Below are 14,983 nucleotides of genomic sequence, written 5' to 3'. Positions count from 1 at the left end.
TCACCGACTGAGAAACCGAGTGGAGCCGCTTCATGCCGTCGTCAGCCGCCGTTGCTGAAAACTCTCCCCACGCGCACACCGCACCCCGGGTCGCCGGCTTCCGCTCCGACATCCAAGGACTGCGCGCACTGGCCGTGGGGATCGTGCTGCTGTACCACCTGTGGCCGACCACATTCGACGGCGGATTCGTCGGTGTCGATGTCTTCTTCGTCATCTCCGGCTTCCTCATCACCAGCCACCTCGTCAACAAGCCTCCACGCGGCTGGGGTGACGTCGCGAAATTCTGGGCCAGACGGATCAAGCGGCTGCTGCCCGCTTCGCTGCTCGTCCTCTTTGCCGTCGGTGTAGCCACCTTCCTCGTCGCACCCCAATCGGTTTGGGCGGACACGGGCCGGCAGATCGTCTCTGCTGCGCTGTACGTCGTCAACTGGGACTTCGCGATCTCGAGCGTTGACTATCTGGCGGCAGACAACGCACCGTCTCCGGTGCAGCACTTCTGGTCATTATCGGTCGAAGAGCAGTTCTACTTCGTCTGGCCGATGATCATCGGCTTGTCGTTCATGCTCGGCGCGAAGTTCGGCCGGTCCAAACGAATCGTCGGGTTCACCGTCCTTGGGATCTTCCTTGCATCGTTCGTCTTCTCTGCCTGGTACACATTCGCTGAACCGGCGATGGCGTACTTCATCACCCCGACACGGATGTGGGAGCTGGCCTCCGGCGGTCTCGTTGCGGTCTTCGTGACCTACATCCGACCGCAGCGCCTGCCGTTCAGTTCGCTGCTCGGCTGGATCGGGCTGGCAGGGATTGTCGTCGGCACGTTCGTCATCCGATCCGACATGCCGTTCCCCGGTTTCGTCGGACTCGTGCCGGTGGTGTCGACTGCGCTGGTCATCCTCGCCGATTCGCGCGGACGCACTTCCGTACTCCCGCTGCTGTCGCTGCGACCGGTGCGTTTCCTCGGCGACATCTCGTACTCCGTTTACCTTTGGCACTGGCCGCTCATCGTCCTCGTGCCCTACCTGTCGGTGAAACTGGGCGGGGCGGAGAGTCTCGGATTCACGACGAAGGTCGTCATCATCATCGTCTCGATCCTCGCCGCATGGGCGTCGACGACTTGGGTGGAGAACCGGTTCCGAAAGGCCGCGGTCCTCAGCGGCTCAGCGAAGGCGTTCGGTTTCGCGGTCATCGCCATGGTCATAGTCAGCACCCTCGGAATCAGTCAGGTGACCATTGCCAATCGGATCGTCGAACAGAACGAGGAGAGCCTGCAGACGAAGCTGGCGGATCCGGAGTCCTGCCTCGGCGCCGGAATCCTCCTGCCTGAAGCGAAGGACAATCCAAACTGCGAGAACTTGAACACTCTGCAGATGGAACCCGCCGCAGCGAAGAAGGACAAGTCGAAGGCCTATGCCGACGGCTGTTGGGCGAGTGCACCTTATGCCAGCAAACCCGAATGCACCTACGGCGACGGCTCGAAGCACATCGCACTGGTCGGCAACTCTCATGCCGGGCACTGGCTGCCGACACTGGAGAGGCTGGCAGAGAAGAACGACTGGACGATCACCACGTTCCTGGCCTCGAATTGCAGCATCTCGACCCTGCCACAGGAACTGTCGACTCCGGGCGAAACTAAGGGCTGTCAGGACTACGCGGACTGGGTGGTCGAGCGCACCACGGAGGGCGGGTTCGACGCAGTAATTACGTCCGAACGCCAGTCTACGCCTCTGCAGGGCATGGATTGGGATCAGACCGAGCAGAAGGCTCCTGAGGGGCATCGCTCGATCCTGCAGAGCTGGGTCGAAGCGAAGCTCGACGTTCTCGTCGTCAGGGATACGCCCTACCCTGGAGGTGCCGACATCACCGTGCCCGACTGCGTCGCCAAACATGAGGACGACCTCGAAGCGTGCTCGGGAACACCAGAGTCCTGGCATTGGATGGATCCCTTGGCCGCCTCGGCGAGGACCATCGACTCGAAGCGGATATCCGTCATGTACCCGCAGGACTGGTTCTGCCCGGACGGCACCTGTGAACCCGTCATCGGCGGAGTCATCACCTACTTCGACACCGCTCATATAACAGCCACCTATGCGCAGACCCTGGCACCGCAGTTCGATGCGAGTCTGCGCCGATCGGGTTTGCACACCTTCAACTGAAGAGCCAGAGCCGTCGGTTCAACGAACTGACAGCGAAATCCGATAATGTGACCCTGATCGGTCCCGACCACCGACTGTGCACTGAAACCTCTGCAAAGGACGACACGAGTGACCACTGGACGCAACTCAGCAGATCGATACATCAGCAAGGGACGAGAGTTGATCAAACCTGTGGTCCACGGCGTTGCTCGACGGGCACTTCCCGTGGTGGAAAGGGCCTCCGGCACGAAATACGTACGCGAACGTGCTGCCGGAGGCAAAGGCAGGAAGAAGTCGGTCACTGAAGCACAGAAGAATGCCGCCGCAACCGCCCGGGCGTATCGGAAGCTTGCAGTCGGGCTCAGAGGCGGATCAGCCGAAGACATCGACGGGTGGAACGTCGCACCCTCGCCACAGGAGGCCGCGTCCAAGGAACGGCAGCTGGCACGACTGAAAGCGCATTCGAAGCTGTCCGAGTCCCTGGCCAGGGGAGAGTCCTTCGGTCCGTCAGCCGTCGAGGCGGCGAGGGCCCTCATTGCCGCGGGATTCCAATCCGAACTCGTGTCCATCGGGCTCAATCTGTGCACTCAGCCCAGCCAAGTCCAGGTCGGCAGAGCACTGCTGGGGATGGCGTACCAGCGTTCCTCGGAACCGGCCGTGGCCTGGTCGGAATTCGCGCAGGTCGATGATCGCGATCTCATCATCGCGGCCGCCGAAGAATACTATCCGACCGCGCTCGACTCCCAAGGACGCGAGGCGCTGCCGCTGCTCGAGCGATCCAACGAGGCGGGGGAGACACAGCGGTGGAGTGCAAAGGCCGTGCTGCGCACCGCGGAATCAGCCTTCTGCATCGACGCCTTCGATCATGTCCGTACCCTGGTGGAGCCGCGTCTGAGCGAGGACGATGACCTCGACGAGGCGGTTCGCTACGAACTCACTCGTATGCTCGACTGGCTGCCCGGCGGCAAACACCTCGAACCGTTTCCCACGACCGCAGGCAAACGCAATTTTGGTGTGCTCAGCTACGACCAGCCGGGTGTCCGCTCACGCAACGTCGGCGACTACATTCAGACGATCGCCTCGATCGGGCACCTCCTGCGTTACGAGAACCTCAACTTCACCGGTGACGAAGGACTGGCTGAACTCTTTGCGAAGTTCCGCAAGTCCGTCAAAGACGAGCGGAAATATGCAGGCCCTGAGGCCGAGCTCAACCTCGTCGAGGTCTACCGCGACGGCAACGTCTACCAGGAGATCCCCGAAGACACCTGGTACATCGCCTTCGGCTGGTATATGCATGACATCTTCGGGAAGTCGTTCAACATTCCGTTCCATCCGAACCTACGTCCGATCCTGCTGTCGGTCTTCGTCCGCTATCCCGAGATGCTCACCCCAGAGGCCATCGCCTATCTGAAGAAGTACGGGCCGGTCGGATGCCGTGACTGGCAGTCCGTGGCAGTCCTGCGCGCCGTCGGAGTTCCCTCTTTCTTCTCCGGATGTCTCACGACCACGGTCGATACGCTCTTCCCTGCACCGCCTGCAGATCACCGTGCCGGAACCCTGCGTGTCGACTGGATGAAGGACAACAAGGGGCCGAAGAAGAAGCAGACGGTCACTGCCATCCGTGACAAGTCGTTCCCGGAGAACCTCGAGCTGGCGCGCAACTGGGTCGCCGACTACGCCTACAAATACAAGCAAGTTCTCACGTCTCGCCTGCACGCGAACCTTCCCGCACGCTCGGTGGGCGCGGACGTCGAGTTCGAACCTAAGAACAAATCTGATTCTCGCTTCGGTGGTCTCATCGGCATCAACGAAGTGGAATTCGACGCGATCCGCAACGGAATCCTCGACAAGCTCTCCGTGCTGCTTCCCCTCATCGCCACGGGCGCACCGGAAGACGAGATCTATGAGAAGTGGGTCGAGATCACGGCCGACGATATGGACGTCGCCGACGAATACCTCGCCTCTGCCCAGCTACCCAAGGCTGACAGCGCCGCGGTTGCGAACGCCGTCGAGACCGTCGAAAATCCGGTTCCCGAGAAAGACGTCATAGACATCGTCATGACGGTCGACAAGGGTGAACAGGCCCTGGTGGCTTCTGCAGTAAAAGCAATTGACGCGCATGCGTCGACGCGCTACCGCGTGTGGCTGCCGGCGGACGCAGTGGACACGCCAAAGGTCGAAGACATCGAGTCACACCTGTCCAACGGCACGATCCGTGTCCTCCCACCGGTGACGTTCCCCGCTGTCACGAACACCAATGAAGTGGTGCAGGCTCTCCTGCCGGAACTGTTCGCGGACCATGAGCGACTCGTCGTGCTTCCCGCGGCTGCCGAGGTGTCGGCTGACGTCTCAGAACTGGCGGCTGTCGATCTCGGCGAGGCATTCATCGCGGCCAAACATGATGTGAGGAAGTACCGCGCCAGCGGACTCACTCTGATGCGGCGGACGGCCAGTGCCTTCGGCGATGACCACGTCGGTGCGCTCAAGTACGTCTTTGCCAGCCATTTCGGAATGAGCGAAGACTTCGCACCATTCGATCCGCAGGTCGCTGTGCTCAATCCGAGTGCACTGCGTGGAGCCGGAATCGTCGAGCAGACTCTCGGACTCTTGTCAGAAGTCCCCATCGGATATGTTGACGCACTGCAGACAACAGTTCGTGGACGGTATGCGGAACTCGACAGCGAATGGAACATCCGTGCGCAGTGGGAGACCTCTGAGAACCCCAAGATCGTCAACTGGCGCGGCCAGGCCCACCACTACGGTCAGATGACTTTGAGTCGGTGAAGAACGCCTTCACCGTCCACATCGCCCACGTACTGAAGAAAGGCATCAGCAGTGAGCCTGACTGCTCGACCATTCCCTGAGACCAATGGTAGCCACTCTGACTCGGTCGACTCTGCTCGTCCTCTCGGCACCGACGCAGTGCACGTCTACAACGTCTTGTGGGGAATCCCAGAATCCATGGGCGGGATGACGACCGCTGCCCTCAGACGGATTCGCAGCTTCCAGAAGTTCGGACGCCCACGGTCTCAGACCATTCTCACATTCAGTCCGCATATGGATGTCGACGAGACCAGAGCACGTCTGATGGCCCAAGGAAAGATCAGCGACGATGTCGAGCTGGTGAACATCTGGCCGGAACTTCGTGCCAGGACCGAATCGGGCCTTGCAACGCTCAAAGGCGAACCGCTGAGGGCTCCGCTGCCGTTCGAGGACGGCGAAGTCGAGAACATCACTGCCTTCTACGATGTGTTCCGCAGCCCGCGGACCCGGGCGGTCATCCGGCGCAACTACCGGCGGGCGGACGGAAGCCTCCTGCTCACCGACATCGAGGATCCGAAGCTCGGCAGACGATTCGTTCTGCATTCGCCGGATGGACTCCCGATGACGGAATGGCGACGCCCCCGCGACTTCTACAACGCCTGGATCTCCGCGATCGTAACGGCCGAACCTGCTTTCGTCATTGTGGATGACAAACAAGTCAGCGAGTTCATCCACGAGATCTCGGACAGAGCGTTCCCACTGATCCTATTCCTCCACGGGTCGCACCTCCGTCACCCGTGGAACGGAGACCATGGTCAGATCCTGGCGCGCAGACTGGACACGATGCGTAACCTCGACCGTTTCGACATCGTGGGGGTGCAGACCGAACAGCAGGGAGAGGCGGTCAGGGCCCTGGGATTCCCGGAGGCCAACATCCGACTACTGACGGGAGAGCTCCCAGAGTCGGCCGCGCTGTCCGAAGCCCCGCGCCGGCGTCCGCTGAACTCGGCTGTCATGATCGCCAATCTCATCGCGCTCAAACGCGTGGATCATCCTATCCGCGCGGTCGCAGAACTGCGGGATCGCGGAATCGACGTCTCCTTGACCGTTCTCGGTGAAGGCAGCGAGCGGGGCAAACTCGAGAAACTTATTGACGACCTCGACCTCGGTGATCGCGTCGAACTGCCAGGCTATGTCACCGACGTGTCGGATCGCTTGCAGTCAGCGTCGTTCTCCATGCTCACGAGCACAAGTGAGGGCCTGCCGCTGTCGATGATGGAATCCATGGGTGCCGGAAGTATCCCCATCGTCTACGACATCACCTACGGCCCGCGTGATCTCATCGAGCACGGTCGCAATGGTTTCATTACGCCGTGGAGCGACATCGGCGCCCTGGCCGACCAAATCGAAGACTTCCTCTCATTGGACGCAGACCGCGTCGACGACATGCGCAGGGAGACACGGAAGACTGTCGAACGCTACCTTCCCGAGGCCGGGTACCGGCGCTGGAAGGAGGTGCTGGAGGACGTGACCGTGGTGAACCTGCCCGACGACCTAGGCGCAGAACCGGTACCAACGATCGAAGCCAAGAAGCTCACGTGCGTGGCGACACCTCAGGGCTGCCGCATCGAGATCGAACTCGACCAGATTGATCCGGTGATCGCCGGGAGCCTACAACTGGTCGTTGCGGGCAGGAAACTCAGCACGTTCTTCATCAGCAACAGTGCCCAGATCTCAACGCGCAGATTCGGACACAGAATCGTTTTCACCTTCGACGTGGACTACGCAGGCTTCTCGGAGTCTCCGGACGAGACTTTCGACGTGTATCTGCGCAGAGCTCACGACCTCTGGACGGCAAAGCGCAGGATTCAAACGCCGAGGCGGTTCCGCGCCGTGCAGGCAGGGAACGGGGAATGGTATACGACGAAGCACGGGAATCTTTCGGTTCGTCCACGATCATAAGTCGGGTGGGCTTGGAGCCGAGAACCTACTCGTCGCTGGACTCGGCATTCGTGCTGTCTGAGTGGAACTTCTTCAGTTCGACGGTGCGATCGGCAATGAGCTTGGAGACGGCAGCGGTGAACAGTGCCGTCGAAGTCCCTTTCTCACCTTCGCCGAAGTAGTGGCGCCTGAGATCTTGCCGAGCAGCGGCGGCCGTGTCATCGGAGAGCATCTCCAACAGCATCGATTCCACCCTGGCGATCGTAGAGGCGTCGATGATCGGAGTGGCCCGACTGACGGGCGCTTCGGCGTTGAGTTTGGCCGAATCGGTGCGGCGATCCGTCAGCGCCAAGGGCTTGTGCGGCTCGAGGTAGAGAAAATCGAGTCCGACACTCGAGATGTCGGTGACAAGCAAGTCGACCGCGCCGAACATGGCGAGGATGTCGCCCTGCATGAGCACCTGGTGCTGCTTAGTCGGGTCGGCGATAGTTTCGTTGGCTTGGGCGATGCATGTGAGGATACGCTCGTTGGCCTCGGTCATAGCGGGGTCGCAGGATGCTTCGACCCGGGGATGAGGCTTATAGATCAGTCGGGTGTTCGGGATCCTCAGTGCTGCCTCGACGATCTGAGGTCCATAGAGGTCGACTGAGGTGTAGTTGTTCGAATCGTTTTCGCCTTCCCACGTCGGCGCGTACATGATCGTCCGCGCAGACGAAGGCTCGAGTTCTGAGGGCCGGTCGACGTCGAGCTGCGGGCGACCAACCTTGACCAGTGCCGATTCGTCGAAATCGATGAGTGCTCTGCGGTGGCGTTCGATCGCAGCATCGCCGGCGACGAACACTTTGTCGTAGGATTTCGCCTGGTTGGACACCATGCTGAGTTTGTCAGACTCACCATGATTGACGTGGACGTGGACTATCGGGGCGAAGGCCAGGGACTGGAAGTTCGTCACACCGTTGTTCACATAGAGTGCGAGCTTGAAATCGTTGGCGTGGTAGAAGGTGTGAAGGGGGTCGAAGCGTCGTTTGAAGACCACCGGAAGATGTGTGGATTCCAGCGCTTGCAGCAGTGAAGAACCTTTGCGCAGGACGAGAACGACTCGGTGCTTCTTGTGCAGTTCTTCGAGCACGGGAAGCCACTGTTCGAGCTGATAGAACTTGGAACTGCGATCACCGAAGTAGACGACCACGTCACCCTTGGCATAGCTGCCATCGTATTCGTCTTCGAACCGGTTCCAGCGCTCTGTGCCTCTGATCCACTTGCTCGTCGTGTTCCAAGCAGGCGACCGCACCGCCCATAGGGCTGTCTTACGTAGCAGGCTCTTCACAGTGTCCCTTTCGAATCTCAAAGAATGCTCGTTCGACGGCTGGGTCGCCCTCGTCGACGATGTCACCCACAATGGTACGGGCCAAAATTGAAGACTAGTCACGTCCCTACGGGGGCACCCAGTCTCTCCTGGTGTTATGCCGCCGAGCTTGCTGGAGAGTGTTTAGGCGCGGTGCGAAGCCGGGCGGGAAGACCCAGCGCTGACAGTGGGTCGCGCATTCCGAGGGCCGGTATGTGATTGGCCACTATGGAAGTGAATGCCTGGCGATCCGGCGTCTGGCGTCCGCCGCGACTACATCTAAGTTAGTGTGTGGGGCAAACATTCATCAGCACACAAGGCCGTGCATTTGAACCCCGAGGCGAAGGCTGTCGCACAAACTGAGGATCTGACCAATTGGACACCGAGAAGAACGAAAACCTGCTAACGGGCCCCACTAAGCTCATTGGCCCCGATGGTTCCACCGTTCCTATGCCAAACTGCGGGCACATTGTGTACGTAGGCAACGGCGCTACCTCGCAGCATTACAAAGAGGAATTCCAGAAACTGGGCATTCGCGGGATGCAGACAAGTAGAGGTTCGGGGGCACTCAGGCACCTGGCGGCACAACCGGCTACTGATAATGATCCCTCCTCATGGAAGGTTGTTGACGGGTTTGGCCACACCGAGGCTGTGTTTCGTGGGTTCCACGCTCGCCGCAGAATCGCAGACAAGTGGCAGTGGTACAGCGAGAAGAGAGTATGGGAAGCTGCATCAGCGGAAATGTCGCCTAAGCAACTCATCCTGCCAGGCGACGATGTTGCTGAACTTTGCCACCTAGACCACCACAACCTCGTGTTGGACGCGCAGTGGGTTGACCAATCTGGAAAGACTGCGAACTGCGGTTCACGGATGTTCTCGAATGAACTCATGGCTCATGCGTTGGGGGGATATGGAGGGACCTCGAACCACAATACGAAGGCGGCATTCGAACACGCTGTTGAAAATGGGTACACGTATTTTGAAGTGGATTTGTCGTACACCACCGACCGGAGGCTCGTTGCCGGCCGATGGACGAAATCTGTGTGTGATCGCAGCGGGATCGAATACAGCGATGATTTTGTTGAGATGACCTACGAACGCGCAATGCGTTTGAAGCCGTATGGCGAATCGATGATGGACGCGAGGGAACTGTACGAGATCGTCAGGAAACACCCTGAATGCACGTTCGAGATCGACTTTCACAAAGTCGAGGGAAATGATGTCAAGAACCGTGTGCGCTCTCTGCTTGAGGATTTCCAATATGACGAGAGCGCTCTTGATCGGCTGCTGATCCAGGCCTATTCGGAGCAGATGCATCGCGACATCGACTCTGTGCACCATTTCTCGCATTATCAGTTCTTGGTGGGGATGAGTATGGGGCGACTCGACGAAATCACGACCTATTGCGTGGACACCGGAATCTGTGCTGTCGCGCTACGGTGGGGTCTTGCCACCGCAGATGTGGTGAGCAAGATTAGGAACGCTGGCCTGAGAGTCCTTGCATACACGATCTCCAATGACAGTGTTCTCGCTGACGGGGTACTCAACGCCGGAGTCGATACCGTGTGCACGGACCATGTGACGCCCGAAAAGCTGGAGAAGTCGAGAGGGCGTTTCGGACAGAAGCCCTTCCTAGTGTATTACCACAGTGGATCGCCGGATGCATCGGAAACGTATTCAAAGGCAGTCAGGAACGCTGCAATCCAAGGAGACGTGGTAAAGGTTCCCAGCGGAGCGACTGAATTTCGGGACTCCAAGCGCTGGGCGAACAACGGTTCCGAGACTCTTGCGATACAGAGGTTCGCCCTGCCCGATAAGCGGTTCGCGGGATGGCATCTGCGTGTCAATCTCGACGGGGAGCACCAGTGGTTCTGCACTGATGGCACATTCCGGACGAAAAAGGTTATGCGGACCAGACCGCCGGTGACGAGATACCTATTCACAGACGAAGAGGCACTGCCGGTCATCAATACCAAGGAGGGTGCCAAGTTCGTCATGGTTGCGGTGTGGGACGACGTAGAGTCTTCGAAAGGCTTTCGGCCGAAGTGGTTCGGACGGCGACGTCCTTGATCGGCAGAACTACCTTCGCCGAATCGGCGGACGATGAAGCAAGTGTCTTCAGGCTGATGTCTGGATCATGCTCGTGATTCTTCAACCGTATGGTCTGACGGGCAGGCCGACATCGACTGTGTAAGCATTCGACAGTTGTCGAAGGTGGCGACGTACTACGCGCCGAAGACCGTCTGGGCCGACCCACGAAAGCGCGGCTGTTAGGCTATTGCCGTTACGAAACGTTGAATATCATCTTTCTTGGAAGTGAAGCCCGCAGGGGTAAGGGGAGCGTGTGTCCGAAGAACTGAAAATTGTCGACCTCGACTGGGAGCGAGTGAACCTCAGTTTCACTGTGGAGTTCCCAGGTGAGGACGTCGACGGCTTCTACCTCACCTCGAACGCGAACCCTGGAGTGAATCTGCTCCCGGTCGCCTTCGAACCCGTCGCTTCGGGTCGCTACCGGCTGACGATCAACGTCACGCAATTCAACCGTCGCTCCCAGGTGCCCAACGGCACGTATTATATGGTGGCATTGCGGCGCGGCCAGCTCCATCCCGCAAACTTCCCCCTGGGGAGAGTCGGCGAGTTGGATGGGTACTCGCGTGCTTTCGTGTACAACAAGAATCGTTCGGCGTACACAGTGACCTTTGGTGTCTCTGATGACGAGGGCGCACCATTCTTCCTGATGCGTACATACTCGTTCGGTCGCTCCGCGGGCAAACCGTCGTCCAGGGTGGCGCGAATGAAGTCGAAGATCCGCGGTAAGTGGGCAAAGACAAAGCGAAAAGCTCTTCGAAAGGTCTACTCGGCCGGATCGAAGAAGCGCCCCGACGACGGCAGCAACATTCTGTTCGCTTCCGAGGCGAGACCAAACATGCAAGGTAACCTCAAGGCCGTCCACGACAGGATGATCGAACGCGGTCTCGATAAGGATTACAACTTCGCCTATTCGTTCAGAACAGGCCGGACAAGCTCGCGGCGAAGCGCCTTCCACCTTGCTTGGCAGATGGGCAAGGCGAATACCATCCTCATCGATGACTACTTCGCCGTGCTGAAAGATCTCGGCAATCGGAATGAGCAGAAGATCATTCAGCTGTGGCACGCGGGTAGCGGATTCAAATCGGTCGGTTACAGTCGGTTCGGCCAATATGGCTCACCGAATCTCCGAAATGCTCACCGGCAGTATTCCTATGCCATATGTGGGTCTCAGCACCTTCGCGATGTATATAGCGAAGCCTTCGGCATCGAACGAGAATCGGTCTTCGCGACCGGTCTACCGCGTATAGACGGATTCCTCCGAGAAGGGCGTGCGGAAGAAGTTCTTGTGGAATTCGAAAACGACTTCCCCGAGGCGAAGGACAAACGTAAGATCCTCTGGGCCCCCACATTCCGAGGTCGAGGGTCTGGCGACGCACACTACGATTACGATGTCATAGATTTCCAAGCACTCTACGATGCATGCGGTGACGACACCGTTGTCCTCTTCCGTCAACACCACTTCATCCCGGAGCCGGCTCCGATCCCTTCGGAATTCAGCGACCGACTGATCGATGTCGCTTCTTGTCCCGACACCAACGACCTCTTGCTGATCTCTGACGTCCTCATCACGGACTACTCCTCGGTCATTTACGAATACTCGCTGCTAGAACGCCCGATGATATTTTTTGCGTACGATCTCGAAACATACTCAGCAACGCGTGGAATGCACAGAGACTACGAAAAGGCTGCACCTGGCAGCATCGCGACTACGTTCGACGAATTGGTCAACCTCATCCGCCAGCCTGCGCTGAGTGTGGAAAAGACCAAGGAGTTCGTACGTGAGAACTTCGACTTCGTGGATACGAACAACTCTGACAGAGTGATTGACACGCTTGTCGTGTCCACACCGATCATTGAACCTGCACAAGAAGCTTCGATCAATTTTGATGATCTGGCTGCTCGCGATCACGAGAACATTCTGGAAAACGACAAATACGAAGAAGAAGCAGCAGCGAATTCGGCTGAAGACGAACCTCGTCCCATGACAGCCGAAGAGGAAGAAAACGAGGAGAACGAATGGCAAACATTGCAGTAGTCTTCGCTGGTGGAGTGGGGGCCAGAATGGCTCACAGTTCACGTCCGAAGCAGTTTTTGGAGATCCATGGCCGGCCCGTCATCGTTCACACCCTCGATGTCTTTCAACAACACCCCGACATCGATGCCATTGCGGTAGCTATTCTCCCCGAATTTCGTGAGTACCTCGAACGGTTGGTCAAAAGGTATGAACTGACCAAAGTGAAATGGATTGTCGATGGTGGCTCGACCGGACAGGAATCCAGACACAACGCTCTCAAAGTCGTGGCCGAGAACAACGACCCGGATAGCCTCGTCCTTATCCATGATGGCGTCCGCCCATTGATCGACGCCGACTTGGTATCGCGCAACATCGAGAGTGGCCTTGAATTTGGATCGGCCGTCACTTGCACCAAGATGACCGAGACTGTCGTTGTGGAAGAAGGAGACGGAATCAAAGACGTTATTCCTCGTGATCCGTTGTGGACCGCCCAGGCCCCCCAGACTTTCCGCCTCGTCGATGCACTCGAAGGGTACGATCGGGCTGTGGCAGGAGGCGAGAATGACTCTATTGACACCTGTACCTTGATGCACAGTTTCGGTTATGACGTGCACCGAGTCGAAGGTCCACGCACCAACATCAAGATCACCACCGCTTCCGACTATTATGTCTGCCGGACATTCCTTACGCTTATTGAAGATCGCGAGGCATTCGACGGTGAATGACGTTGTCCTATTCGACTCACCAGTCTTCAAGGAAGACGTCCAGCAGATAGCAAAAGCTCAGTTACCCTGGGACACCTACAGTGGTCAGAACATTCTAGTCACGGGTGCTTCGGGAATGATCCCGATGTACATTGTGGGCACGCTTCTCGCAGCGAACGATCTGCACGGTCTCAATCTGCGTCTCACTGGTATGGTGCGGAATCTGGAGAAAGCGAAGTCGCGGTTCGGAAGCGCACTTGATCGAACTGACTTCAAACTGATTGCAGGCGATGTTAGCGAACCTCAATCATTCGACAGCACTTTCGATACAGTCTTTCACGGAGCTTCGCCCGCTCGTCCCTCATTGCACAAAATGTCTCCTGTGACCACGTTGAAAGCAAATACGCTGGGCACAATGAATCTGTTGGACGCCCAGGAGGAGAAGGGCGGAGGATCCTTTGTTCTCCTGTCGTCATCTGAGGTCTACGGAAGTGTTTCCGGCGCTCAATTGATCTCAGAAGATTCGGTCGGCTCGTTCCAACATTTCAGTCCGCGAGCGAGCTATTCGGAAGGCAAGCGTATAGCAGAAACTGCTCTGGCCGCTTACGCCGCCGAATTCGGTATACGCCCTCTCAGCGCTCGATTCGGACACATATACGGCCCGGGTATGGCTCTTGACGATGGAAGAGTTCAAGCCGATTTCCTCGCCGATGTCGTCAACAGCCGAGACATCAAAATGATGAGCGCTGGCGCAGCCACCCGTACTTACACGTACGTAGCGGACGCCGTCTCTGGCTTGTTCTATGCACATCTCTGCGGTGATGACCCCGTATACAACGTGGCAGATCCGGCAGGTAACGTCAGTATTCGTGAACTTGCAGAGACCTTCGCAACAGCGAGGCCCGAGAAAGAGCTCAAGCTTGAGTTCGTCAATCAAGAAGATAGTGGAGCTTTTTCTCCAGTGGCTTCGTTGGGTCTGGCCTCGGACAGACTTGAAGCTCTCGGCTGGAAGCCAGCCAACGATCTCAAAACCGGCGTCTCCCGCACAATTCGATCATTTGAGGATGGACCACTGATATAGATGCGTCTCTGCGCTCGCTGGCAGCAACACCTCTCCGGCGAGCGCAGAGAGTCGGCAGTGAGATTACGGAGCCATGCGGAGGGGCACCTGGCCGGCAGTTGCACCGACAACGGCCACCGACGTGTGCCCGTCCGCGTACGGCAGAGCTCAGTTGCTCGACTGAATATTCGGCTTCTTGGGCGCCACTGCGCTCGTCTTTGAGCGCCACCTGTCTTGGGTGTCGACCGGCGTCGTGAGCGCCCCCGAATATTCGACTTCAGCGCCACCTGTTTCTAGGCTCCTTCTACCGCGTGGCCACTCACGCGGTAGAAGGAGCAAAACGAATGGTACGCAAAATTAAAGCGAAGTTGGTGCTTCGCCTCCGATCTGAAGGACTCTCTCGCCGCCAGATTGCCGCTCAGGGCATGTCGAGACATTCCGTCGACGCCGTCATCGCTGCCGCTGACGCCGTGGGGCTGTCCTACGACGAGGCAGCCGGGATGCCGGATGCCGATGTCTACGCTCGATTGTTTCCTGGCCGTGGCCAGCATGAGAGTGTCTACGCCCAACCTGATTGGAGTGAAGTCCACCGCGAACTCGCGCGCGTCGGGGTCACGCTGAAACTATTGCATAGCGAGTACCGTGACGCCTGCGCCACCACAGACTCGCCGGCGATGGGCTATGACCGCTTCTGCAAGACCTACCAGCACCATGTGCTCGTTTCCGGCCTGGCCTCTCGAGTCGGACACAAGGCCGGCCAAAGCGTCGAAGTCGACTGGTCGGGCAAAACGATGACGCTTACCGACCCGGTCGCGGGGACACACACGAAAGTCTTTCTCTTCGTCGGTTGCCTGCCGTTCTCGCGCTACGCGTTTGTTGAACCGGCCCTGGATATGAAGCAGGACACCTGGCTGCGGGCGCATATAGCGATGT

The 14,983-nt window shown here is 58.4% G+C and carries 8 protein-coding genes and 1 pseudogene; 8 read left to right on the top strand and 1 reads right to left on the bottom strand.

Going from position 1 to position 14,983, the window contains the following annotated elements:
• Positions 1-32: 32 nt before the first annotated feature.
• From EB836_RS06940 to EB836_RS06930, 3 genes are all read left to right on the top strand, one after another.
• Positions 33-2,153 carry an acyltransferase family protein gene (locus EB836_RS06940; RefSeq protein ID WP_135538884.1) on the top strand — a complete coding sequence of 707 codons (2,121 nt, stop codon included), beginning with the start codon at positions 33-35 and terminating at the stop codon, positions 2,151-2,153.
• A 207-nt stretch (positions 2,154-2,360) separates the two neighbouring features.
• A complete protein-coding gene (locus EB836_RS06935) occupies positions 2,361-4,916 on the top strand; it encodes a polysaccharide pyruvyl transferase family protein (protein ID WP_135538882.1) in 2,556 nt (851 codons plus the stop codon).
• Between the two features lie 600 nt (positions 4,917-5,516).
• Positions 5,517-6,857, top strand: coding sequence for a glycosyltransferase (locus EB836_RS06930; RefSeq protein WP_167854380.1), 1,341 nt, complete (start codon positions 5,517-5,519; stop codon positions 6,855-6,857).
• Between the two features lie 25 nt (positions 6,858-6,882).
• On the opposite strand, the gene EB836_RS06925 is transcribed toward EB836_RS06930, so the two are convergent.
• Positions 6,883-8,127, bottom strand: a complete 1,245-nt coding sequence (locus tag EB836_RS06925) for a CDP-glycerol glycerophosphotransferase family protein (RefSeq protein WP_135539239.1) — start codon at positions 8,125-8,127, stop codon at positions 6,883-6,885.
• Positions 8,128-8,556: 429 nt separating this feature from the next.
• Here EB836_RS06925 and EB836_RS06920 point away from each other — a divergent pair, with 429 nt between their 5' ends.
• From EB836_RS06920 to EB836_RS06900, 5 genes and pseudogenes are all read left to right on the top strand, one after another.
• Positions 8,557-10,251, top strand: a complete 1,695-nt coding sequence (locus EB836_RS06920) for a glycerophosphodiester phosphodiesterase family protein (protein ID WP_135538878.1) — start codon at positions 8,557-8,559, stop codon at positions 10,249-10,251.
• 274 nt (positions 10,252-10,525) lie between these two features.
• Positions 10,526-12,307 (top strand): CDP-glycerol glycerophosphotransferase family protein, encoded by a 1,782-nt coding sequence (locus EB836_RS06915; RefSeq protein WP_135538876.1) that lies wholly within the window; start codon positions 10,526-10,528, stop codon positions 12,305-12,307.
• Complete coding sequence (locus tag EB836_RS06910) at positions 12,289-13,011, top strand: IspD/TarI family cytidylyltransferase (RefSeq protein ID WP_135538874.1); 723 nt, start codon at positions 12,289-12,291, stop codon at positions 13,009-13,011. The genes EB836_RS06915 and EB836_RS06910 overlap by 19 nt, the downstream gene beginning before the upstream one ends.
• On the top strand, positions 13,004-14,071 hold the full coding sequence (locus tag EB836_RS06905) for an NAD-dependent epimerase/dehydratase family protein (protein WP_240689690.1): 1,068 nt from the start codon (positions 13,004-13,006) through the stop codon (positions 14,069-14,071). Before EB836_RS06910 ends, EB836_RS06905 begins: the two co-directional genes overlap by 8 nt.
• A 323-nt stretch (positions 14,072-14,394) precedes the next feature.
• A pseudogene (locus EB836_RS06900) lies at positions 14,395-14,983 on the top strand (IS21 family transposase); the annotation flags it as partial.

Source organism: Brevibacterium sp. S111, assembly GCF_004745075.1.
Lineage (GTDB): Bacteria > Actinomycetota > Actinomycetes > Actinomycetales > Brevibacteriaceae > Brevibacterium.
The sequence above is the reverse complement of the archived record's forward strand: the minus strand, read 5'-3'. Positions and strand labels throughout refer to the sequence as shown.